The organism is Embleya scabrispora (assembly GCF_002024165.1).
In the GTDB taxonomy this organism is placed as follows: domain Bacteria; phylum Actinomycetota; class Actinomycetes; order Streptomycetales; family Streptomycetaceae; genus Embleya; species Embleya scabrispora_A.
The window spans coordinates 719794-742239 of sequence record NZ_MWQN01000003.1; the positions used below are offsets into that span (position 1 = coordinate 719794).

Genomic DNA, 22446 nt, shown 5'->3' on the forward strand with positions numbered 1-22446 from the left:
ATGCTCCGGACTCTGCGCCACCACGACGGCACCCCCTTCCGCGACCTCAACCACAACGGGACCATGGAGCCCTACGAGGACCCCCGGCTCCCGATCGACGAGCGGGTCGCCGACCTGCTGGGGCGGATGACGCTGGAGGAGAAGGCCGGGCTGATGTGTTGCGGCCGGATGATCCCCGGCAACGGCGCCCGGGTCCCCACCGGGGCCGAGCTGATCGGCGAACGCGGTGTCAACACCTTCGGGTTGACCGCCATGCCCTCGCCGGTCGAGACGGCCCGGTGGAACAACCACGTGCAGGACCTGGCCGCCGCGACCCGCCTGGGCATCCCCGTCACGCTCGCCTCCGACCCGCGCCACGGCTTCACCGAGAACCCGGCCACCGCGTTCACCGGCGGCGCGTTCAGCCGAGGGCCCGAACCGATCGGCCTCGCGGCCACCGACGATCCCGCGCTCGTCGAGGAGTACGCCGCCGCGATCGCGGCCGAACTGCGCGCGGTGGGTGTGCGGGTCGCGATCCACCCGATGGCCGACCTCGCCACCGAGCCCCGCAAGCCGCGCACGAGCGGCACCTTCGGCGAGGACGCCGACCGGGCCGGACGCATCCTGGCCGCCTACATCCGGGGCATGCAGGGCGAGCGATGGGGCCGGGACAGTGTGGCCTGCATGACCAAACACTTCCCCGGCGGCGGGCCGCAGGAGGGCGGCGAGGACCCGCACTTCGCCTACGGCACCCGCGCCGTCTATCCGGGCGGCAACCTCGACTACCACCTGAAGCCCTTCGAGGCCGCCTTCGAGGTCGGCACCGCGCAGGTCATGACGTGCTACTCGATCCCGACGGGCACCGCGCTCGCCGAGGTCGGCTCCTCGTTCAACCGCGACGTGCTGACCGGGCTGCTGCGCGAGCGGTACGGCTTCGACGGCGTGGTGTGCAGCGACTTCAACGTACTCACCGGCATGGAGATCCCCGGCCTCGTCGCGCTGCCGCCGCGCAACTGGGGCGTCGAACACCTCACCGTCGCCGAGCAGGCGGTGCTGATGCTGCACGCGGGCGTGGACCAGTTCGGCGGGGAGACCCGATCCGACCTGATCGTCGACGCGGTACGCTCCGGCGCCGTCGACGAGGCGCGGATCGACGCGTCGGCCCGGCGCATCCTGCGCGACAAGTTCCGCCTCGGCCTGTTCGACGACCCGTACGTCGACCCCGAGGCCGCCGAGCGGGTGGTCGGCCATCCCGCGCGCGTCGAACTCGGCCGCCGGGTGCAGCGGCGCTCCCTGGTCCGGCTCACCGGGGAGCCGTTCGCGGACACGCCTGGGCGCCGGCTGTACGTGGAGAACATCGACCCCGAAGTCGCCGCCCGCTACGGCACGGTGGTCGAGCGGGTCGAGGACGCGGATCTGGCGGTGGTCCGGATCGACGCCCCGTACGAGGCCCGCGAGGGCCTGCTGGAACGCCACTTCCACGCCGGATCGCTCGACTTCCCCGCCGCCGAGGCCGAACGCCTGCGCGCACTGTGCGCGACCGTGCCGACCACCGTCGGCGTCTTCCTGGACCGCGCCGCGATCCTCACCCCGCTCGCCGAGTGCGCCGCCGCCCTGCTCGCCGACTTCGGCGCCGACGACGACCTGGTCCTGGACGCGGCCTTCGGCCGGGCCCCGACGCCCGGCACGCTGCCGTTCGACCTGCCGTCGTCGATGGAGGCCGTGCGCGACTCGCGCGAGGACGTGCCCTTCGACACCCGCGACCCGCTGTTCCGCTGCGGCCACCCGCACACGACACGCTGACGGGCCGGCACGCCGCGGCGGTCAAGACAGGGTTCGGGACGCGCGGCGGGCGGCCTCGCGCGTCCCGGGCCCGGCGGAGGGCGGTGTCGCGGTGCGCGGGATGGCCGCCGCGGTCAGTGCCGCCGCGAGGGCCGCGGCGGCGGCGAGGGCGAAGACGATGCGGTACGCGTCGAGCGAGGCGTAGGTGCCGCCCGTCGCGTCTCCCGGGTCCGCCGGCACCGTCGTGGTCACCGTGGTCAGCACGACGGCGACCACCGTGCTGCACAGGGCCTGGCCGATGGTGCGCATCAGCACGTTCAGGCCGGTCGCCGCCGCCGTCTGCGCCGCCGGCACCGCCTGGATCACCAGGGTCGGCAGCGCCGAGTACACCAGCCCGGTCCCGATCGAACACATCGTCGCCCCGGCCGTGATCGTCCACATCTGCTCACTGGTGAACACCCGCACCACGTAGGCGCCGGCAATTCCCAGCGCCCCGGCCACCAGCGTCAGGCGCGCCCCGCGTGCGGCGGACAACCGGGCCGACACCGGCGACATCACCACCATCGCCACCCCGCCGGGCAGCAGGCACAGGCTCGCCACCAGCGCGGACGCGCCCAAGCCGTATCCGGTGCCCTCGGGCGCCTGGACCAGTTGCACGGTGGCCAGCCAGTTGGCGTAGAAGGCGAATCCGGTCACCAGCGCCGCCAGATGCGGCAGCAGCACGGTACGGCGGGCCGCCAGGCGCAGGTCCACCAGCGGCTCGCGCGACCGCAGCTGATGCCGGCCCCACAGCGGCAGGACGAGTACGCCGCCCGCCCCGACGCCGAGCACCGCCGGGCTCGTCCACCCCCAGTCGCCGCCCTTGGACACCGCGAGCAGTACGCCCACCAGTCCCGTGGTCAGCAGCAGCGCGCCGACCACGTCGAACCGACCCGGTGTGCGGGCCGACGAGCGCGGCAGTACCCACCACGAGAGCCCCGCACCCAGCGCGCCCAGGCCGGTGGTCACCCAGAACAACACGTGCCAGTCCGCGTGCCGCACCACGATCGACGCCAGCGGCAGCCCGGCCGCCGCCCCGATGCCCACCGTCGAACTCATCAGCGCGACCGCCGAACCGACCCGGTGCGGCGGCAGTTCCTCGCGCAGGATGCCGGTGGCCAGCGGCACCACCGCGGCGGCGGTCCCCTGGAGCGCCCGCGCGGTGATCAGGACGCCGATGTCGGTGGTCAGCGCGCACAGTGCCGAACCCACGGTCATTCCCACGAGCGCGGCGACCAGGATGCGGCGTCTGCCGTACATGTCGCCGGCCCGCCCGAGGACCGGGTTGAGCACCGCGCCGGAGAGCAGCGTCGCGGTCAGCATCCAACTCACCGTGCCCGGCGAGGACCCGGTGTCGCCGGGCAGTGCGGGCAGCAGCGGCACGATCACCGTCTGCATGAGCGCCATCAGGACGCCGCCGAAGGCCAGGGTCGGCACCATCAGACGGGAACGAAGGCCGGATGAGGGTACTGCGGTCGGCACGCGGCGACTCCGGGATCCGGGGGCCGCCAGCTGACCTGACGACCCGTCAGATCAGTTCTGTCACGAACTCCCTCGGAACGCCGGCACACGTGACGGACGTCGCACCGCGCCGCGCGGCGGGATGGACCGATCCCGAAAGTGCGGGCGAAAACCCCTTGCCCAATGGTCAAGAAACGTTGACCATTACTCGCATGCCTACGGATGATCTTCCAGCCGTCCCGCCCCGCAGCGCGCGAGCGGGCCGAGGAGTACACCAAGTGACCTCGAACGGAGGGAAGTTGCCGACCGGATTCGGCCGGTTGTGGACCGCGCAGACGGTGTCCTCGCTCGGTGACGGGGTGTCACATGCCGCGCTGCCGCTCCTCGCGTTGACGTTGACGCGGGATCCGATGGCGCTGGCCGTCGTCACGGGCGCGGGCACGCTGCCATGGCTGCTCTTCGGGGTGCTCGGCGGCGCGCTGGTGGACCGCTGGGACCGCCGCCGCACGATGTGGGTCGCGGACACGGCGCGTGCGGCGCTGCTCGTGATACCCGCGGCGGCGGCCGTGCTCGACGTGCTGAGCATTCCGCTGCTCGCGACCGTCGCCTTCCTGCTCGGCCTGGGCGGACTCTTCTTCGACACGGCCGCCACGGCCTACTTGCCGGATCTGCTCCGCCGCGACTGCGCGCTCCTGGAGCGCGCCAACTCCCGTCTGCGCGGCACCCAGATCGCCGCGTCCGGCTTCGTGGGGCCGCCCGCGGGCAGTGCGCTGCTCGCGCTCGGGCGGGCGGTTCCGCTGCTCGCCGACGCGGTGTCGTTCCTGCTGTCCGCGCTGCTCGTACGGACGCTGCCCGCCATGCCCCGGCCCGAGCCGGAGGCCCGCGAGTCGCTGCTGCGGCAGGCGCGCGCCGGGGCCTCGTACGTCTTCCGGGACCGATTGCTGCTCGGGCTCGCGCTCCGCCCGGCGATCGGGAACATCGCCTTCGTCGCGGTGGAGACCGTGCTCGCCCTGTTCGCACACGACCGCCTCGGCATGGACGCCTACGGCTTCGGCCTGCTTTTGACGGCGGAGGCCGCCGGCGGCCTGCTCGGCGCGGGCCTCGCCTCGTATCTCGGCCGACGACTCGGCACCGGTACCGCGCTGACCTGCACGGCCGCCGTCGAGGGGCTTGCCGTCCTGGGCCTGGCCGCCGCGCCGAACCCGTACCTCGCCGGCCTGGCGCTCGCCGGCTGCGGAGCGGGCGTGGGCGCCACGATGGTGCTCGGCCCCTCGCTCCGACAGGCCATCGTGCCCGCCCATCTCATGGGCCGGGTGGCCTCGACCTCCCGCATGCTGGGCATGTGTGCCGCCCCCTTCGGCGCCTTCCTCGGTGGGTGGCTCGCCACCACCTACGACGTCCGCGCCCCGCTGTACGCCGCCGCCGGCCTCCTCCTGGCGATGACGGCCGTCACGGCGTCCATGACCGACAACCGCCGGGTCGAGGCGGCACTGCGCGCCGCCGCCCCCGTCGGGGTGTGATCCCCCTTTTCGAGCCGGAGCCGAAGCCGGAGCCGAAGCCGGGCGCCGTGGGGCCGGCCGCGGGCCGGCCGGTCAGGCCCCGCGACCCTTTGCCGGCTCGCCCGCTTCTTGCGATCCGGCGTCGCGCAGGCGCAGCACCAAGGGCAGGACGAGCCACCATCCGAGGAACCAGATCGCGGCCCCCGACGTGAGCACCGCCGCGGTGACCGGGCCGGTGGCCACCCGCAACAGCAGCAGCAACGAACAGCCGATGGTGCAGGCCAACAGCCCCACCCCGAGCGGGACAAGACGGTTGGCCACGCGGACGAGGCCGGGCTTGCGGCCCAGTCCCGCGACGGCGCGATGCACCGAGACCACGGACACCAGGACCCCCATCGACGCCGCGCCCAGCACCACGGCGGCCACGTACAGGCCGTTGTCGAAGTCGCCCAGGGTGCCGAACTTGGGCGTGAACACGACGCTCAACAGGAAGCCGAACAACACCTGCGCCCCGGTCTGGACGACCCGGACCTCCTGGAGCAGTTCGTTCCACCGCCGGTCGGCCCGCTCGTCCGCGCTCTCGCTCCGACCGTCCTGCTCGCGCATGGTGTCCCCTTCGTCGGTTCGCGTTTGTGTGGGGGGACGACTTCCCCGACCATCGCGAAGGCACACGGGTCCGGCCGGCCGATCGCGCCGCGCGCGACGCGTCGGACCCGAGCCGGTCGGCAACTCCCGTGTCGTGGCGGCGAATCAGTCGCCGGGATCGACCGCGCACCGGCTCGGGGGTGGCCGGAGCGGACCGGGAGCGCGGCGTGGCGCTCGGGTCGGGCGCGACCGACGGCGGAGCGGAACGTTCCGGCGTCGTGTCGAGAATCCCGGAGGCGGCCGGCCGCGGCGTCGGTGGTTCGCACAGGATCGGGGATCGTTCTTCGTGCGCGGCGACGATCCCTCGGTTTCCGGCCACTGCCTACCGTGATCGTCCGCAGCGGCGCAGGCCGCACTCCGAGGAGGTTTCCCGTGACGGAACGATCCGAACTGCCGGGTACACCGCCCACAGGCCGCCGATGGGCGCCGGTCGCCGAGTCGGGTGCGGTGCGCGACACCGGGCGCACCGGCGCCGCGTCCTTCCCGATGGCCGAGTGTTTTCCGGAAGGCGCGCGATGAGACGCGTCTCGCGAGGCGTCGTGGGGACCCTCGTCCTGGGCCTGTTCGCCGCCGGGTGCGGCGGCAGTGCCGGCGGTGGCGACGCCGGCGACGGCGACACGATGACCGTCGGGGTCGTCGCCGACCCCGGTGGCCTGAATCCGCTCACCGCGTTGAACGCGAGCGCGTTCATGCTGAACCGCTTCTCCTACGACGGGCTGGTCAACATCCAGCCCGACGGGCGCGTCGTCTCCGGTGTCGCCGAGACGTGGACGACCGACGCCACCACCGCGAGCTTCACCCTCAAGCGCGGCGTGACGTGCGACGACGGTACGCCGTTGACCCCGTCGGCGATCGCGGCGCAGTACGCGTACATCGCCGAACCGAGCAACGCGTCGCCCATGCTCGGCATGATCGTGCCCACCGGCCTCACCGCCTCCGCCGACGACGCGGCCGGCACCCTGACCCTGAAGACCCCCGAGCCCACGCCGTTCCTGCTGCGCAACGCCGCGACGCTGCAACTGGTGTGCCCCTCCGGCCTGCGCGCGCAGGGCAAACTGGACCACGCCTCGGACGGCACCGGGCCCTACCGGCTGACCGAGGCGGTACCGGGCGACCACTTCACCTTCACCAAGCGGCCGGGTTACACCTGGGGGCCGGACGGCGTGGACAACGCCCGCACCCCGGACCGGGTGGTGTTCAAGGTGATCGGCAACGAGTCCACCCGGACCAATCTGCTCCTGGGCGGCCAGTTGGACGTCACCACGGTGGTCGGCCCCGACCGGTCCCGGCTGACCGCGGCGGGGATCAAGTCCACGGCCATGCAGGACCCGCTCGGCCAGTTGTTGTTCAACGAGGACCCGAACCGGGTCACCGCCGATCCGCGAGTGCGCCGGGCCCTGGTCACGGCCATCGACCTCCGGCAGCTCGGCGCGGTCGCCACCGGCGGCAAGGGGGTGCGGCCGACCCGGCTGGGTACCGCGATGTCCCCGCCCTGTCCGACCGACTCGGTCACCGCCAACCTCCCGACCCACGATGTGGACGGCGCCGCCGAGCTGTTGCGCACGGCGGGGTGGCGCAAGTCCGGTGGGTACTGGACCAAGGACGGCCGGCAACTGTCCATCGCGGTGCCCTACCCGGGCCTGTCGGGCACCCAGGTCGTCGCGGCGGCCGAGTTGGCGGTCAAGCAGTGGAAGTCGTTCGGCGTGAAGGTCGACCCACGACCGACCACCCCCGCGACGAAGGTGTCCACGCTGATGGCCGGCCAGTGGGATGTGGCGTGGGCGCCGCTGTCGCTGAGCACGCCCGACCAGATGCTCCCGTTCTTCTCCGGGACCAAGCCGCCCGAGGGGCTCAACTTCGGTTCCGTGCAGAACCCGGAGTACCAGCGCCTGACGGCGCTCGCGATGGCCAAGCCGGACACCTCGGGCTGCGCCGAATGGACCGCGGCGGAGGAGGAGTTGATGAAGCGGATCGATGTGATCACCTTCATGGACAGCAACGTCCCCTACTTCACCCGGGGCTACGCGTTCGAGGTCGACGGCGGGGGTTTCCTGCCCACGACGCTGCGCCGCGCCGACGCGCGCTGACCGCTCGCGCGGGCGCGGCGGATTCTCAGTCGGCGGACGGTGGCCCGGCGGCGGTCTGGGGGGCGTGCAGCCAGGTGCGGATGCCGGCCAGGGCGGCGGGGCCGAAGTCCTCGTCGACACCTTCGGCCAGATCCGCGATGGTGATCGAGCCGAGGACCGCGCGCCAGGCCGCGTCGGCCTCGGCCATCGCCCGCGCGATCGCGCAGGGCCGGGTGCAGGCCTCGGGCGGCATCGCCAGCGGGCCCCGGGTGCGGATCTCGGTGCAGACGAAGGCGGGCTCGGCACCGTCCACGGCGGTGACCACGTCCAGGACGGTGATCCGTTCGGCGCTCCTGGTCAGCACGTACCCGCCGCATTTGCCCTGCACGGAGCCGACGAGCCCGGCGCGGGAGAGCGCCTGGAGCTGTTTGGCGAGATAGCTGCCGGAGACGCCGTGCAGTTCGGCGAGCCGCGCGGCGGGTACCGGCTCGGTGGTCGTGGTGAGCACCACGCAGCAGTGCAGCGCCGACTCCACCCCGCCCGACAACTTCATGCCCCGCATCCTCTCCGGTTGACTCGGATGAAGAGTATCCGAGTATTATCGCGGACAAGACGTATCCGAGTTTGGGGTGCGCTCCCCGTGCTCCCCCGTGCCCCGACGCGCGCCCGTGCGTGCTCGGTGAAAGGTGGCAACCGTGAGGCTCACAATCGTCGGCGGTACCGGACTGATCGGCTCGCAGGTGGTCCGGCAACTGACCGAACTCGGGCACGACGCCGTGCCGGCGGCGCCGTCCACCGGTGTCGACCTGATCACCGGCGCCGGCCTGGCCGAGGCCCTGGAGGGCGCCGAGGTCGTGGTCAACCTGACGAACTCGCCGACGTTCGACGACAAGTCGCCCGACTTCTTCCGCACGACCATGACCAACCTGCTCGACGCGGGCGCGAAGGCCGGTGTGCGGCACCAGGTGATCCTGTCGATCGTCGGCGTCGACCGCGTGCCGGAGCTGGTGTACTACCGGGCCAAGACCCTCCAGGAGGAACTGCTCCGCGAGGGCCCCACGCCGTACTCGATCGTGCGCGCCACCCAGTTCTTCGAGTTCGTCGACGCGGTCATGTCCTGGTCCTCCGACGACGAGACGGTACGACTGCCGGCCACCCCCGTACAGCCGATCGCCGCCGCGGACGTCGTGGCCGCGATCGTCGACGTCGCCGTCGGCGCCCCGCTGCGGGGCATCCGCGAGATCGCCGGCCCGGACCGCTTCACCCTGGACGAGCTGGGCCGGGTCACCCTGGCCGCCCGGCAGGACGCCCGTACGGTGGTCACCGACGCCTCGGCCGGCATGTTCGCGGCCGTCCCCGGCGACGTGCTCGTGCCCGGACCCGACGCCCGTCTCGCGGCCACGCGCTACCGCGACTGGCTCCGCGAGGACGCGTAGGCGACGCGCCCCGGCGCGCCCGGCCGGGAACCGGGTCGGAGGTAGTGTTTCGGTGCGGTCCGGTGCGGCGACGTCGCCGCGCATCCCACCGCGGCCGGACCCGCGACGAGGAGGACTCATGTCGAAGCCGCCGCTGCCCGAACAGGCCATCACGATGCTGCAAAAGCCCAACCCCGCCGTGATGACCACGCTCCGGCCCGACGGCCAACCCGTCTCCACCGCGACCTGGTACCTATGGGACGACGGCCGCATCCTGATCAACCTGGACGAGGGCCGGAAGCGGCTCGACCATCTCCGCAACGACCCCCGCGTCTCGCTCACCGTGCTCGACGAGGGCAACTGGTACACGCACCTGAGCATCGTCGGCACCGTCGAGGACATCCGCGACGACAAGGACCTGGCCGACATCGACCGGTTGTCCCGGCACTACGGCGGGCAGCCCTACCCGCAGCGGGAACGGGCCCGGGTCAGCGCCTGGATCCGGATCGACCGCTGGCACGGCTGGGGCACGCTCAAGGACAACGACCAGGCGGGCGGCAGCCGGAACGTGACGGAGTAGCCGACCCGTTCCCGGGCCGGCACGCCCGGGCGCGGCCCCTGTCTCCTCCGTTCGGGACAGGGGCCGCCGAGGTGTGGGAGCCCCGCGCGCACCGCCGCCCGTGCGCGCTCCGGAGGGCTAACTCCGCTGGGGAGCACGCAGGTTGCCCGGCGGCGGCCAGCCGTGGGCGAGGATGTCGAAGACCGTATCGACGGTGGCCGCGGGATCTTGCCGGCCGCGCGCCAGGGTCGGGATCTCCAACACGAACCGGGCCAGTGCCCGACACGCGATGTCGTCGTGGTCCACGCCGAGTTCGTCGGCGATGGCCGCGCCGAGGGCGTCGGTGTGCCGGGTCCACATACGTTCCGCGTAGGCGCGCAGCGCCGGCGTGGAGTCCACGAGGTGACTGAACCCGGCGGCCTGCGGATGTGTCGCGACCGCGAGGAAGTTCTCCCGCACGTGCCGCCGGAGCGCGTCGAGGATGTCGCGGCCGGCGGGCCGCCCCCGCACCGCGGCGACCAGGTTCGCCTCCCGATCCTCCTCCTGGTCGAACACCAGCGCCTCCTTGCCGCTGAAGTGCTTGAACACCGTGGTCGTGGACACGTCGGCCGCGTCGGCGATGTCCCGGATGCTCACCCGGTCGTAGCCGTGCTCCAGGAACAGTTCCAGTGCGGCGTCGGCGATCGTTCGCCGGGTGGCCGCCTTTTTGCGTTCACGGCGGCCGGCAGGGGGGACGGTCATGGGTTGAGTGTATCCGATGGTTGTATCGATGACTAAGTTGACTCATTGCACTTTTGAACTTAGTTTGCTTTCGTGAGGGCAGCGGGTGAAGTTCCCCCGCCTCGGCTCGGCCGACGAGCCCTCTCCGCCATCGAAGGGAACCACCATGACCTCCCCCGCACCCGCTCACGCCCGGATCAGCGTCATCGGCGCCGGACCCGGCGGGCTGACCTGCGCGCGCATCCTCCAGCGGCACGGCATCGCGGTGACCGTCCACGACCGCGACCCGGGCCCCGACGCGCGCGACCAGGGCGGCAGCCTGGATCTGCACGCCGACAACGGCCAGATCGCGCTGCGCGAGGCCGGTCTGCTCGACGAGTTCTTCGCCCGGGCCCGTCCCGAGGGCCAGGAGATGCGCAGGCTGGACCCGAGCGGCCGGATCACCTTCCATCACGTCCCGGCCGCCGACGAACTCTTCAAGCCGGAGATCGACCGCGGCCACCTGCGCGCACTGCTCCTGGAGTCCCTGCACCCGGGCACCGTGCGCTGGGGCCACGCGCTCGACACGATCGACGGACCCGCCGACGGGCCCCGGCTGTTGCGCTTCGCGGACGGGACGACCGTCGAGGCCGATCTGGTCATCGGGGCCGACGGCGCCTTCTCGCGAGTGCGCCCGGCGGTGTCCCCCGCCGTGCCCGCCTACACCGGGACGGGCTTCCTGGAGGCCCACTTCTCCGACGTCGAGCGGCGGCATCCGGAGATCGCCGCTCTGGTCGGCCGGGGCAGCGCCGCGGCGGCCGACGGCGAGCGCGGCATGTTCGCCCAGCGCAACAGCGGCGACCACATCCGCGTCTACCTCATCCGACGGGTCCCGGTCGACTGGATCGCCGCGAGCGGGCACACCATCGAGGACACCGAGGGCATCCGCGCGCTGCTCCTCGACGAGTACGCCGGCTGGTCGCCGAGCCTGCGCCGGATGCTCACCGACAACGACGGGCGCTACGTGGACCGGCCGCTGTTCGCGCTCCCTGTCCCGCACGCCTGGGCGCACCACCCGACGGTGACCCTGCTCGGCGACGCCGCGCACCTGATGCCCCCGCTGGGCGTCGGCGTCAACCTCGCGATGCTCGACGCCACCGAACTCGCCCTCGCCCTCGCGAGTGCCGCCACCGTCGCGGACGCGGTCGGGATGTACGAGAAGACCATGCTCCCGCGCTCCACCGAGCTGGCCGAGGCCCTCGACGGCGCCACGGCGGACCTGCTGTCCGCCGAGGAATCCGACGACGGCCGGCCCTGAACGGGCGACCCGGCGGGCCGGCGCCACCCGCCGCGCGGGGTCAGCGTCGACGGGGGCGGTGGATGGCGGTGACGAGGGCTGCGGACGCGGCGACGAGCAGCGCCACGAATACGGGGTGGATGTCCTTGGACAGGCTCTGGGCGCCGTCGGGGCGCACCAGCCAGACCGTGAGCGGGACGGCGAAGGCCACCGCCACGAGCGCCGCCGCAGCGCGCACCGACCGGTCGCCGACGCGGGTGAGGGCGCCGATCAGGGCGATGGCGACCGGGACGACGGCGATCAGGGCGAATTGGGCCAGGACCATGACGGGGACCAGCCAGGCGGAGACGGTGACCGCCCGCGGCACGCGCCGGTCGGTGGTGGCGGGCGAGACGGAGGTGGCTGACATGACGTTCCCCTCGTTGGCTTAGCAGGTTTGCCGTTCGTTAGAAGTTATAACGCTCATGAGATCATAGAGTCAAGAAGGTTCGTGACACCTTCCAACTTCTGCGATCGCATATCGGACGGCGGGCCCGGGGCTGTGCCGGGTGGGACCGGGCCGGCATCGTCGGAGGGCGACGGGGGTTCCGTGCTTGGTCGAGGAGAGGAATTGCTTCGTGTCACAGCAGCAATGGAGCGCCGTGGACGGATACTTCACCGATCTGCTCGGCGCCGACGACGAGGCGTTGCGGGCCGCGCAGCGGGAGAGCGACGCGGCGGGTCTGCCGCCGATCGCGGTCACCGCGCACCAGGGCCGGCTTCTGCACCTCCTGGCCCGGATCCGGGGGGCTCGGCGCATCCTGGAGATCGGCACGCTCGGCGGGTACAGCACCATCCATCTCGCACGGGCGCTGCCCGAGGACGGCCGCCTGGTCACGCTCGAATACGCGCCGCACCACGCCGAGGTGGCCCGGGCCAACATCGCGCGGGCGGGTCTGGTCGATCGGGTCGAGGTCCGGGTCGGGCCGGCCCTGGAAACGCTGCCGGTCCTGGAGGCGGAGGACGGCGGGCCGTTCGACCTGGTGTTCATCGACGCCGACAAGGACAACTACCCGCACTACCTGGAGTGGTCCCTGCGGCTGGCCCGGGTCGGCGCGGTGATCGTCCTGGACAACGTCGTGCTGGGCGGCGACGTTCTCGACCCGGCGGCGGGCGGTGTGCGCGCCCAGGGTGTGCGTACGACCCTCGAACTGCTCGCCAAGGATCCCCGCCTGGACGCCACCGCCGTGCAGACGGTCGGCGACAAGGGGTGGGACGGGTTCGCGCTCGCCGTGATCACGGGCTGAGCACCCCGTCGGCGCGGCGGGCGGCTTCGACGGGGCCACCCACCGCGCCGACGCGTGCCACACCTGCGCGTGCGCCTCGTACCAAACGCGCGGTCCTGGTCGCCCTGACCGAGCGGGGCCGCGCGTCGATCGCCAACAGGTGGGGCCCGAGCTGCGCCAGGCCCTGGAGGCGCTCACGCTCGCCCTCGCGTACCCCATCGGACGCCGGCTGGACATCCCGGCCTGGAACGAACCGGCCCGTGCCCTGGTCGCCGAATTCCCGCGATCCCGGTGGCCGAGCGGAACCTGATCGACGAACTCACCGCCTCCAGCCGGGACTTCCGCCGGCTGTGGGCGGACCACCACGTCCGGGCCAAGACTCGTGGACGCAAACGGTTCGTGCATCCGCGACTGGGCGAACTCGCGCTCGACTACGTGGCCATGCGCGCTCCGGACGACCCCGACCCGACCATGATGATCTACAGCCCCCCGCCGGCTCCGAGGCCGCGCTCGCGCTGCGCCTGCTGACCGATCCCGCCGTCGTCACGCACCGTCCGCACCCGGGCGCCGAGCGTCCTTTTTTGGCGGAAGACCCCAAACGGCGTGGCGAAATTGGGACCCCACGACGGAGATCGACGACCGGGAGCCGGTGAGAATCGGGGTTGTTGCTCCCCCGAGAAAGGCCGGGTCGACCGTGAACGAGGCAGAGCGAGACCCGGTGCGCGCGCTGCGGTTCCGGGACGCGGGGCATCGGGTCGGGCGGTTCGCGACGGGTCCGCACAACACCATCACCGACGTGTCGGGCGTGCTCGTGGGGCACACGACGCTCGTGGACGAGGCCGAGGGGGTGTGCTCCGGGGTGACCGCGATCGTGCCGACGGCGATGCGGGAGGCCCGGTCGTTGCCGGCGGGGCTGTACCTGGGCAGCGGTCACGGGAAGTCGGTCGGGGTCACCCAGATGGTGGAGCGGGCCGAGTTGGCGACGCCGATTCTGCTCACCTCCACGCCGAGCCGGGTCGCGGATCACCCGGACGCGCCGGTGGTCGGCGGGATCGACGACGCGTGGCCGGCTCCGGTGGTTCGGCGGCCGCTCACCCGGGAGCACGTCTCGGCCGCGCTGACGAGCGCGCACGACGGGCCGGTCGAACTGGGCAGCGTCGGCGGCGGTGCGGGAGCGTGTGCCCTCGGCTTCAAGGCCGGCATCGGGTCGGCGTCGCGCCGGGTGTCGCTCGGTGCCCGGGCGGCGACCGTGGGCGCGCTCGTCCAGGCCGACATGGACGGGGAGTTGCGCCTGCTCGGGCGATCGGTGACGCCGGTCGGCCTGGGCTTGGCGAGCGCCGGTCCGGCCGCCCCGCACAGCTCCTGCGTGGTCGTACTGGCCGTCGACGTCCCGTGCACCGCCCGGCAGTTGTCCCGCATCGCGGCCCGCGGCGTATTCGCCCTCCGCCGCGTCGGCGCCACGCTCGGCCGCGGCAACGGAGACTACGGCCTGGCCTTCTCCACCGCCTCCCGAAACCACCGGACGGACCTCGAACAGGCCCACCTGGAAACCCTGTTCACCGCCGCCATGGACTGCGTCGAGGAAGCCGTGATCGACGCCCTGCTCGCCGCCCGCACCATCACCACCCCCACGGGCCGCAAGGCCCACGCCCTCCCCCGCCACCTCATCCGGACCTGATCCCGCCGAATCCCCCCGCCGGCCCCGTAAACCTTTCCGGGCCGGGACCCGACTTACCCGGCGAGAGCGGTGGGAGCCGCTCGGTGTGGTGAGGTGAGGCCGCGCTCGCGCCTGCGCGGCCTCGGGGTGGGGCCGGCCGGCGGTTGCGGCGCGGCGTTCGTCGCGCTGCTCCGGGCGACCGAAACGGGCGCCCTGCCGACCCGCACCCGCATCGTGATCGCCGCGCCGATCGTGGTGGGCCCGGCCTCGGCCGCGTTCGGCACGTGGGCGCTGACCGCCCGCCGACCGCTGTACGGCCACGACCGGGTGGTGGGCGGCTGGATCGCGCTCGCCGCGACCACGGCGGTCGCCGCGTCCGCCGGCCCCCTGTACCGCGCCCGCGCCCACCGCCGCACCCTGTTGCGCCGCCGCCGCGAACTCCGGGAGGGAACCGGGTAGGCGTCGATCGCCTCCGACGGAACACGAACGGAAGTTTTCCCCGGACCCGTCACACTCGCGGATCGCGCAACGTCATACCCTCCGAGAGCCGGATCCGGATCGAATTCCGGTTCTCGCGGTCGCCGAAGGTCGATGTCGGGTAGGGCCCGACCTTTGGCCCCCGGGGAGCGGGCAGTTGGGGCCCGCTCCCCGGATCTTCGGCCCGCCTCCATGCGGGACGACATCCCGCGTCCCGCGCCCGCTCCGCGCACCGGTCGATCGGGCTCAGGGGGTGATCGCGTCGACGTAGCCGCCGTCCACGCGGAGGGCGCCGCCCGTGGTTGCCGAGGCGAACGGGGAGCTCAAGTAGACCACCATGTTGGCGATTTCCTCGGGTTCGATCAGCCGCTGAATCAGCGACTGAGGGCGGTGCAGCCGCATGAACTCGCGTTGCGCCCGGTCCCACGGCAGGGCGGGATCCACCAGCTCGTAGACGAAGTCCTCGACTCCGCCGGTGTGCGTGGGGCCGGCGATCACCGAGTTGACCGTGACACCGCTCCCGGCCGCCTCCTTGGCGAAGCCGCGCGAGACCGCCAACAGCGCCGTCTTGGACATGCCGTACTGGATCATCTCCCCCGGGGTGGCGATCGCCGAGTCGCTCGCGATGTTCTGGATCCGTCCCCAGCCGCGCGTCCGCATCCCGGGCAGGTAGGCGCGGGTCATCCGGACGGCGGTGAGCACGTTGACCTCGAAGTAGCGCCGCCATTCGGCGTCGTCGATCTCCAACGCCGGCCGGGTCCCGAAGATGCCGAGGTTGTTGATCAGGATGTCGACCGACGGGACGGCGGACAACACCCTCGCCGCTCCCTCGTCCTCGGCGATGTCCCCGGGCGCGGCCCGGAATTCACCCTCCGGTACGTCCTTGCGCAGCCGTTCCAAGGCTGCCGCGACCGATTCCGGCGTCCGTCCGTTGACGGCGACCTCCGCTCCCGCTCCGGCAAGGCCCTTCGCGATCGCGGCCCCGATGCCCTGCGTGGAACCGGTGACCAGAGCGGTCCTCCCGGTGAGATCGATCAACACGACGCGAACCCTTCGTCCGAACAACTCCTCTGCCGGGCCCAGTAGATCATCCCGCCCGGCCCGTGGACACGCGCCGCGTCCGGTCCGGCCGGGTGTCGATCGACCATGTCGGCTACGACGCGTCGGTGATCCGGTGCCGGAGGTGGTCGTAGGCCCAGGCGGCGAGCGTGGTCGTGGTGGTGGTCTCGACGGTGCGGGGCTGTTCCGGCACGAAGTCCTCCCGAAGGCCGATCGACATCCCGAGCACCGCCTCCACCAGCCCGTCGGTCATCCCGGCCCCGAGGAGCCGGTCGCGCATGGCGTCGTCGGGGATCCGTTCGACGCCGATCCGCCGACCCGTGGCGGCGGTGAGGATGTCGCCGACCTGCCGCCAGGTGAGGTCGGCCGGACCGTGCACGGCGCGTACGCGGTGCCCGGACCAGTCGGGAGACAGCAGCCGGGTGACCGCGACCTCGGCGATGTCGCGGGGCGCCACCCAGGCCATGGGTTGGTCGAGCGGCAGGATCACCTCGAGGGTGCCCGCACGCAGGGCGTCGAGTTGCAGTTCGAGGTTGGTGAAGAAGTAGCCGCAGCGCAGATGGGTAACGTCGACGTCGATCCGGTCCAGCGCGGCCTCGGTGTGCGCGAGGCCGTCGATCTCACCGGCGCCGTGCCGTTTCTCGGCGCCCACGCTGCTCTGGAAGACGACCCGGCCGATCCGGTTGTCGGTGACGGCGTGGACCACACTGTCCGTGGCGTGGGCATAGTCGGCCAGGGGGTCCTCGCCGCCGGTGGTCGGATCCACCCAGAACAGCGCGTCGACGCCCTCGGTGGCGGCCACCACCGTGTCGGCCTCGAACTGGTCGACCCGTACCGCGTCCACGTGGTCGCGCAGCTCGGGCGCCAGTCGGCCGGGATCGCGCAGCAGGACACGCGGCCGGAGCCCGGCGCGGACCAGCATGGCGACGACGTGCCGGCCGACGTTCCCGGTCGGGGTGGTGACAGCGATCTGCATGATGCCCTCTCGTCCGGCGATGCGACGTGAACCCGGCAGGCCCGGAGGCGGCCTGAACCTCTCCTCTGCCCGACCCGACGGGTCGGACACCTTCGGCGACGCGTCGGGGGATGCGAGAATCGTGCGGTGTTCGACTCGTCCGATTTCGACCTTGCGCCGTATACCGACGTCGACATGGACGGCGTCGTGCGCCGCACGTTCTGTAGTTGGCAGGACGCCGGCTGGCGCTCGCTGCTGGTACAGAGCTTCACGCACGCGCGGGAGGCGGAGGATTTCCCGTTGCCGGGAGTCGCCGATCTGCATCTCGTGCTCTACACGAGCGGTGCGGCGGACATGCGGATCCGCGCCGGCGGAAAGCCCACCCGCCGACGCTGGATGCCGGGCCGCCTGGAGTTGATGCTCCCGGGCCAGGCCACCGTGCGCAGCTACCGTGCGACACCGCCGATGCGGACCGTACAGGTACACGTGCCACGCGCGACCGTGATCCGGGTGGCCGCCGAACTGGGCGGGCCCGAACCGGACTTCGAGGCCATGGCCGGCGGGCTGGCCGCGGGTGACACCCTCGTCGAACAGGTCGTACGCGCTCTGCCGACCGTCGCGGGCGCGACCGACGTCTACGCGGAATCGGCCGCGACGGTCCTGGTGACCCACCTGCTGGCCCGGGGCCGGGAGCAGCGGGTCCCCGGCCGCGAACCCTCGGCGGTCCGGCGGGCCGTCGCCATCATGCGCGAGCGCCTGGCCCATCCCCTCACGGTGGCCGATCTCGCCGCCGAAGTACATCTGAGCGTCTACCACTTCATCCGGGTCTTCCGCCGCACCACCGGCGAGACCCCGCACGCGTTCCTCACCCGGTTGCGGATCGAACACGCACGGCGGCTGCTCGACGGCACCGACCTCACCATCGCGTGCGTCGCCGAGCGCTGCGGCTTCGCCGGGCCCGGCAGCCTGTCCTCGGCCTTCCTGGCGCAGGTCGGGGTGCGCCCGTCGCAGTACCGCAAGATTTCCGCGAAGGGAGGGCAATCCGGCGCATGGCCCGGGCCGCCGGCGCCGTCCTAGCGTGACGACGTGCCTTACACCTACCTCGTGACCTCCCATTCCCCCGCGAGCCCCGACGCGGTCTTCGCGGTCCTCCTCCGGGCCGCCACCTGGCCGCAGTGGTCGCCGATCGATTCCGCCGCCGTCGAGGGCGACGGCGATCCCGCGGCCCCACAGCAGGTCGGCGACGTCCGGGTCTTCCGGACCGGCCGGGGGGCCGCCCGGGAACGCATCGTCCACCTGGTCGCCGACCGGCACTTCCGCTACACGAACGAAGGCGGCCTGTTCCGGTCCTTCCGCGGAACCGTCGACCTCATTCCGGCGCCCGCGGGCGGCACCGACATCACCTGGTCGGCGATCTTCGAGCCGAAGTTGCCGCTCTCCGGTCCGTTCTGGCGGTGGTATCTGACCCGCTTCATGCAACGGATGGCCGACGGCCTGGCCGGCTACGCCGACAGTGCCGAGAACCGGCCCGGAAGCGGCTCCTGAACCCGACACGGCCGGGTGCGGACGGTGACGAACCGTCCCCCACCCGGCCGTGGTCGTTCGTACCGGTCCCCGGCCGACCGGCCGTCGGCTCAGCCGGCCAACAGCGCCTCGACCGCCTCCGCCGTCGCCGGATACCGGCCGAGCAGGGCCGCACCCCGCGGCTCCTCTCCCGCGCCCTGTTCCCACGTGTCCTCGCAGCCCAGCAACCGCGCCACCACGTCACACGTGTGCGGATGCGCGACGAGCAGGGACAGGCCACGTGCCCCGCCCGGGACCCGGGACACCGATGCCGCGGCCGGTTGGGCCCGCCACGGCGGCACCCACTCGTCCAGCGCGGCCAGCCGGCCCGGAAAGATCCGCCCGGCCTCGCGGATCAGCAGCGGCGCGAACTCGGCGCCGCCGGCGCGCAGCGTACCGATCAGGGTCGGCAACCACGGCAACAGGACCGAGTCCGGCAAGCGGGCGAAGGCGTTGGACACCGCCTCCACCACGAAGTCGGTCAGCGCCGGCACCGGCTCCAACGCGTACACCAACCCGCTCAGGTAGCGCGGGTAGGCCGGCAGTACCAGCGGATTACCCAGCAACTCGTCGCAGCGCGCCCGCAGTTCCATCCGGGGCAGCCGGCCGAGGTGGACCTGTCCCGCCCACAGCAGCGCCACCTTCGACGGCTCCTCCGGGTGGGACTGGGCGACCGCCAGCTCCAGCTGGGTTCGGTCGCAGCCCAGGGACAGCGCCAGGCTCTCCATGCCGAACAGGAACCCCAGCGTCGCGGCGACCTGCCGCAGCGTCGCGTCCTCGTCGGCGAACGCCGTCGGCAACAGCGTGCAGTAGTGCGCGTATCCGGTCTTGACGAACGACTCGATCCACGACGGCAACACCGATTCGCCGGTCCGGTAGTACGCCAGCAACCGGCGCACCCGGCGCAGCACCTCCGGCGCGCCGTCGACGCTGCGCTCGGTGGCCAGCACCTCCAGTGCCCGCGTGCCCAGTTCGTCGGCGAGTCGGCGGCTGCGCAGGTACAGCGTGGCGTCCTCGACCGCCGCCAACACGTTCGCGGTGGTCGCGTTCGGCCCGTATGCCGCGCGCCGCAGCCGCTGTTCCAGTACCTGTTCGATGCTGACGCCCTCGTAGCCGAGTTCGATCAGCGCCCGCTGGTGGGTGCCCAGGGCCAGGTCCCACGACTCCTGGATGGAGCGTTCGCCGAGCCGCCGCTCGCCCATGATCGGACGGGCCGCGCCCGGCGGCATCAGGTAGCGCAGCATCCACAACACGTCGGAGCATCGCTCCAGTTCGGGCTGCCCGGCGATGTCGAGCAACGCCCGCCGCACCCCGCGCTGTTCCAGTCTCAGGCCCAGGGGCGCGAGCCGGTCGTGCACGTCGCGGGCCAGCGGCGGCAGCGCGTCGTAGCCGACCCGGCCGATCCGGTCGCCGCCCATCATGATCTCGACGAGCCGGCGTACGTCGCGCCGGCCGGGCACCCGGTCCTTCTCGATGCAGGTGATCGCCGCGTCCTGGAAGTCGTACGGCGTGGGCTTGGCCCGGTCGCGCAGCCCGGCCAGCAGAATCGACGTCTCGAACACGGCGATCGCGTCGGCGGTCGAGGCCAGGTAGCCGTTGCGGCGTGCGGCGCGCACGATGTCCACGGACCAGCCGAGCAGTTCCTCCTCGTCCAACCGGTCGAGGACCGGTGCACGACGCAGGAACCCGGACAGCTTGTCGGCGGACGGGACGGGCGACGCGGACGGGCCCTGCGCGCCGCCGGCCGGGACGATCGCCGACGCGGCGCGTTTCGCGGGCTTCGTGCTCTTCTTCCTCGCCCCTGCCTGCCCGGTGAGCCGGAAGGGTTTCACCCCGCCGCGGGTGAGGTTCTTCGCCCATACCGAGGCGGCGATCGTCACCGAGCCGGCCGCGAGGCCGAACTGCGCCTCGATCGCGGCGTGGCTGGAGGGGATCAGCCCGTGCAGCCAAGTGGTCGCGGTACGCGGGCTTATCTCGAAGGTGTCGGCACCGTGCACGCCGAACTCCTCGACCCGGGAGGCCGCGTGGAACGCGCCGCAGACGTAGAGGCAGTCGGCGGGGTCGGTGCCGCTCGCGGCCAGGTGCTCGCGCATCCGGGTCCACATGTAGCGCTCGCGGTCCTCGTCCACCCGCACCCGGCGCGCGTCGCCCGGGGCCAGCCGGCGGAACAGGCTGCCGATCAGCAGCATGACCTGCCGGTAGGTGTCGTGGTCGCAGTCGCCGAGCGGCAGTTCGACGTACTGGTGCCACCACTCCGACCAGTGCCGGACCCGGCCCTGGCGCAGCAGGTGTTCCTCCAGTTCGGCGAAGCGCGGGCGCAGGTCGCCGATCTCCAGGCCGACGGAGTCGCCGTGCAGCGCGCTCTCCTCCTCGGCCGGCGGCGCGTCCGGGTCGGCGGGCGTGGCGGGCGCGGCCCCCTCGCCCGCGCGCGGCTCCCACTGGAACACGTGGTCCGAGGAGCGGTCGACCAGGACCAGTTCGGTACCGGGGGTGTCCAACGTGTAGGCGATCGCCTGGTATTCGGCCGACGCCTCGGTGATCGGCGCGATCACGGACAACGGCGCCCAGTCGAGCGGGAACCCGTCGATCTCGGCGGCGAAGGACTGGACGGCCACCGGCAGCGTGCAATTGCGCAGTTCGGGAAGCAACGGCGCCATGTCCTCGCACAGTTCGAGGTAGACCACCTTCGGCTGCTTCTCCCGCAGCCTGCGGGCCATGGCGGTGGCGGAGGCGGGCGAGTGATGGCAGACGGGGAAGATCTCCAGGGGTTCGCGCACGGCGCGGTCGACGTCGTCGACGATGCCGAGCAGGATCTCGCCCAAGGCGTCGGGTCCGTCGGCGAACGTGGCGGCGGCTTCGCGGAGTTGACTGCGCAGGGCGTCGAAGGCGCCCTCGGGCGGGCCGCTCACGACAGGCTCGCGATCGCCGAGCGGCCGCCCTCCAGGAACTCCGGCCACGCGCCGCCCTCCTCCTTGCCGCGCGGCTCGACCACGCCGTGCAGGTACTTGTTGATGATGGCCAGGTCCTCCGGCTCGCGGCGGGCCAGTGAGCCGACCAGCGAGGCGGCGAGGGTGTGTGCGGTCAGCGCCCGCTCGCCGAAGAAGTTGCCGTGCAGGATGGCGTCTTCGAGCACACCGATCTGCTCGGCGGTGGACAGCGACGACTCCAGCTTCTCGTCGTCGCTGCGGGCGGCGGCCGCGGCGGCGCGCAGGTCGGCGAAGCTCTGCAGGAGCACGTCGAGCAGGTTCGGCGGCACCTCGAGTTCGATCTCGTGGCGGCGCAGCAGTTCCTCCGTGCGGAAGCGCACGATCTCCGCCTCGCTCTTCTTGTTCGTCACCACCGGGATGCGGACGAAGTTGAAGCGGCGTTTGAGCGCGGAGGACAGGTCGTTGACGCCCCGGTCGCGGCTATTGGCGGTGGCGATGATCGAGAAGCCCGGCTTGGCGAAGACGATGGCGTCGTCGTCGAGTTCGGGCACGGAGACGTACTTCTCGGACAGGATGGAGATGAGCGCGTCCTGGACGTCGCTGGTGGAGCGGGTCAGTTCCTCGAAGCGGCCGATGGCGCCGGCCTCCATCGCGGTCATGATCGGCGAGGGGATCATCGATTCGCGCGACTGGCCCTTGGCGATGACCATGGACACGTTCCACGAATACTTGATGTGGTCCTCGGTGGTGCCGGCGGTGCCCTGCACGACCAGGGTGGAGTCGCGGCAGATCGCGGCGGCGAGGAGTTCGGCCAGCCAGCTCTTGCCGGTGCCGGGGTCGCCGATCAGCAGCAGGCCGCGGTCGGAGGCGAGGGTGACGATGGCGCGCTCGACGATGCCGCGGTCGCCGAACCACTTCTGCGCGATCTCGCGGTCGAGGCCGTCGGAGCGCTCGGAGCCGAGCACGAACAGGCGGATCATCTTCGGGGACAAGCGCCAGGTGAAGGGCTTGGGGCCGGTGTCGATCGACTCCAGCCAGTCCAGTTCCTCGGCGTACTTGAGTTCGGCGGGGGCGCGCAACAGGTCGGACATGAGAGGCCTTT

23 protein-coding genes are annotated in these 22446 nt (G+C 72.4%); 14 read left to right on the top strand and 9 right to left on the bottom strand.

All coding sequences use genetic code 11. The features are described from left to right. Positions 1-1782, top strand: coding sequence for a glycoside hydrolase family 3 protein (locus tag B4N89_RS38725; RefSeq protein WP_078981226.1), 1782 nt, complete (start codon positions 1-3; stop codon positions 1780-1782). A gap of 21 nt (positions 1783-1803) precedes the next feature. Here the strand turns inward: B4N89_RS38725 and B4N89_RS38730 are convergent, their stop codons facing one another. Further along, complete coding sequence (locus B4N89_RS38730; protein WP_078981227.1) at positions 1804-3240, bottom strand: MFS transporter; 1437 nt, start codon at positions 3238-3240, stop codon at positions 1804-1806. 299 nt (positions 3241-3539) lie between these two features. Between B4N89_RS38730 and B4N89_RS38735 the strand changes: the two genes are divergently transcribed. Beyond that, a complete protein-coding gene (locus tag B4N89_RS38735) occupies positions 3540-4781 on the top strand; it encodes an MFS transporter (RefSeq protein ID WP_078981228.1) in 1242 nt (413 codons plus the stop codon). 72 nt (positions 4782-4853) lie between these two features. Here B4N89_RS38735 and B4N89_RS38740 read toward each other — a convergent pair whose 3' ends face one another. Next, positions 4854-5366, bottom strand: a complete 513-nt coding sequence (locus tag B4N89_RS38740; protein ID WP_078981229.1) for a DUF6328 family protein — start codon at positions 5364-5366, stop codon at positions 4854-4856. A 411-nt stretch (positions 5367-5777) separates the two neighbouring features. Here B4N89_RS38740 and B4N89_RS50260 point away from each other — a divergent pair, with 411 nt between their 5' ends. Both B4N89_RS50260 and B4N89_RS38745 read left to right on the top strand, forming a co-directional pair. After that, on the top strand, positions 5778-5924 hold the full coding sequence (locus B4N89_RS50260) for a hypothetical protein (RefSeq protein ID WP_161500961.1): 147 nt from the start codon (positions 5778-5780) through the stop codon (positions 5922-5924). Continuing rightward, positions 5921-7492 carry an ABC transporter substrate-binding protein gene (locus B4N89_RS38745; RefSeq protein WP_201261114.1) on the top strand — a complete coding sequence of 524 codons (1572 nt, stop codon included), beginning with the start codon at positions 5921-5923 and terminating at the stop codon, positions 7490-7492. The genes B4N89_RS50260 and B4N89_RS38745 overlap by 4 nt, the downstream gene beginning before the upstream one ends. A 25-nt stretch (positions 7493-7517) precedes the next feature. Here B4N89_RS38745 and B4N89_RS38750 read toward each other — a convergent pair whose 3' ends face one another. Next, positions 7518-8024, bottom strand: coding sequence for an RrF2 family transcriptional regulator (locus B4N89_RS38750; RefSeq protein WP_078981596.1), 507 nt, complete (start codon positions 8022-8024; stop codon positions 7518-7520). A gap of 142 nt (positions 8025-8166) precedes the next feature. Between B4N89_RS38750 and B4N89_RS38755 the strand changes: the two genes are divergently transcribed. Together B4N89_RS38755 and B4N89_RS38760 are read left to right on the top strand one after the other, a co-directional pair. Then, positions 8167-8907 carry an SDR family oxidoreductase gene (locus B4N89_RS38755; RefSeq protein ID WP_078981231.1) on the top strand — a complete coding sequence of 247 codons (741 nt, stop codon included), beginning with the start codon at positions 8167-8169 and terminating at the stop codon, positions 8905-8907. A 118-nt stretch (positions 8908-9025) separates the two neighbouring features. Beyond that, positions 9026-9466 carry a PPOX class F420-dependent oxidoreductase gene (locus B4N89_RS38760; RefSeq protein ID WP_078981232.1) on the top strand — a complete coding sequence of 147 codons (441 nt, stop codon included), beginning with the start codon at positions 9026-9028 and terminating at the stop codon, positions 9464-9466. A gap of 117 nt (positions 9467-9583) precedes the next feature. Here B4N89_RS38760 and B4N89_RS38765 read toward each other — a convergent pair whose 3' ends face one another. Then, positions 9584-10186, bottom strand: coding sequence for a TetR/AcrR family transcriptional regulator (locus B4N89_RS38765; RefSeq protein ID WP_078981233.1), 603 nt, complete (start codon positions 10184-10186; stop codon positions 9584-9586). Between the two features lie 145 nt (positions 10187-10331). On the opposite strand from B4N89_RS38765, the gene B4N89_RS38770 reads away from it, so the two are divergent. Further along, positions 10332-11462 carry an FAD-dependent oxidoreductase gene (locus B4N89_RS38770; RefSeq protein WP_078981234.1) on the top strand — a complete coding sequence of 377 codons (1131 nt, stop codon included), beginning with the start codon at positions 10332-10334 and terminating at the stop codon, positions 11460-11462. A gap of 40 nt (positions 11463-11502) precedes the next feature. On the opposite strand, the gene B4N89_RS38775 is transcribed toward B4N89_RS38770, so the two are convergent. After that, positions 11503-11850 carry a hypothetical protein gene (locus tag B4N89_RS38775; protein ID WP_078981235.1) on the bottom strand — a complete coding sequence of 116 codons (348 nt, stop codon included), beginning with the start codon at positions 11848-11850 and terminating at the stop codon, positions 11503-11505. Between the two features lie 208 nt (positions 11851-12058). Here B4N89_RS38775 and B4N89_RS38780 point away from each other — a divergent pair, with 208 nt between their 5' ends. The 5 genes from B4N89_RS38780 to B4N89_RS38795 all read left to right on the top strand — a co-directional run bounded on the left by B4N89_RS38780 (position 12059) and on the right by B4N89_RS38795 (position 14822). Next, entirely contained in the window at positions 12059-12727 is a 669-nt protein-coding gene (locus tag B4N89_RS38780; RefSeq protein ID WP_078981236.1) for an O-methyltransferase, read from the top strand. Between the two features lie 139 nt (positions 12728-12866). Further along, positions 12867-13016, top strand: a complete 150-nt coding sequence (locus B4N89_RS50265; RefSeq protein ID WP_161500962.1) for a hypothetical protein — start codon at positions 12867-12869, stop codon at positions 13014-13016. Beyond that, positions 12998-13234, top strand: a complete 237-nt coding sequence (locus B4N89_RS38785; protein ID WP_078981237.1) for a hypothetical protein — start codon at positions 12998-13000, stop codon at positions 13232-13234. Before B4N89_RS50265 ends, B4N89_RS38785 begins: the two co-directional genes overlap by 19 nt. Positions 13235-13400: 166 nt before the next feature. Next, complete coding sequence (locus B4N89_RS38790) at positions 13401-14384, top strand: P1 family peptidase (protein WP_078981238.1); 984 nt, start codon at positions 13401-13403, stop codon at positions 14382-14384. Positions 14385-14477: 93 nt separating this feature from the next. Continuing rightward, positions 14478-14822, top strand: a complete 345-nt coding sequence (locus B4N89_RS38795) for a hypothetical protein (RefSeq protein ID WP_235619212.1) — start codon at positions 14478-14480, stop codon at positions 14820-14822. A 264-nt stretch (positions 14823-15086) separates the two neighbouring features. Here B4N89_RS38795 and B4N89_RS38800 read toward each other — a convergent pair whose 3' ends face one another. Together B4N89_RS38800 and B4N89_RS38805 are read right to left on the bottom strand one after the other, a co-directional pair. Next, complete coding sequence (locus tag B4N89_RS38800) at positions 15087-15881, bottom strand: SDR family NAD(P)-dependent oxidoreductase (RefSeq protein ID WP_078981240.1); 795 nt, start codon at positions 15879-15881, stop codon at positions 15087-15089. A gap of 112 nt (positions 15882-15993) precedes the next feature. Further along, positions 15994-16875 carry an NAD(P)H-binding protein gene (locus tag B4N89_RS38805; protein WP_078981241.1) on the bottom strand — a complete coding sequence of 294 codons (882 nt, stop codon included), beginning with the start codon at positions 16873-16875 and terminating at the stop codon, positions 15994-15996. 126 nt (positions 16876-17001) lie between these two features. Between B4N89_RS38805 and B4N89_RS38810 the strand changes: the two genes are divergently transcribed. Together B4N89_RS38810 and B4N89_RS38815 are read left to right on the top strand one after the other, a co-directional pair. Beyond that, the gene (locus B4N89_RS38810; RefSeq protein WP_101897487.1) at positions 17002-17931 is read left to right on the top strand and encodes a helix-turn-helix domain-containing protein; all 930 of its coding nucleotides are present in this window, start codon (positions 17002-17004) and stop codon (positions 17929-17931) included. A 9-nt stretch (positions 17932-17940) separates the two neighbouring features. After that, positions 17941-18399, top strand: a complete 459-nt coding sequence (locus B4N89_RS38815) for an SRPBCC family protein (protein ID WP_078981242.1) — start codon at positions 17941-17943, stop codon at positions 18397-18399. 89 nt (positions 18400-18488) lie between these two features. On the opposite strand, the gene B4N89_RS38820 is transcribed toward B4N89_RS38815, so the two are convergent. Next, a complete protein-coding gene (locus tag B4N89_RS38820; RefSeq protein WP_078981243.1) occupies positions 18489-21326 on the bottom strand; it encodes a DUF5682 family protein in 2838 nt (945 codons plus the stop codon). Then, the gene (locus B4N89_RS38825; RefSeq protein ID WP_078981244.1) at positions 21323-22435 is read right to left on the bottom strand and encodes an ATP-binding protein; all 1113 of its coding nucleotides are present in this window, start codon (positions 22433-22435) and stop codon (positions 21323-21325) included. Before B4N89_RS38825 ends, B4N89_RS38820 begins: the two co-directional genes overlap by 4 nt. Positions 22436-22446 lie beyond the last annotated feature (11 nt).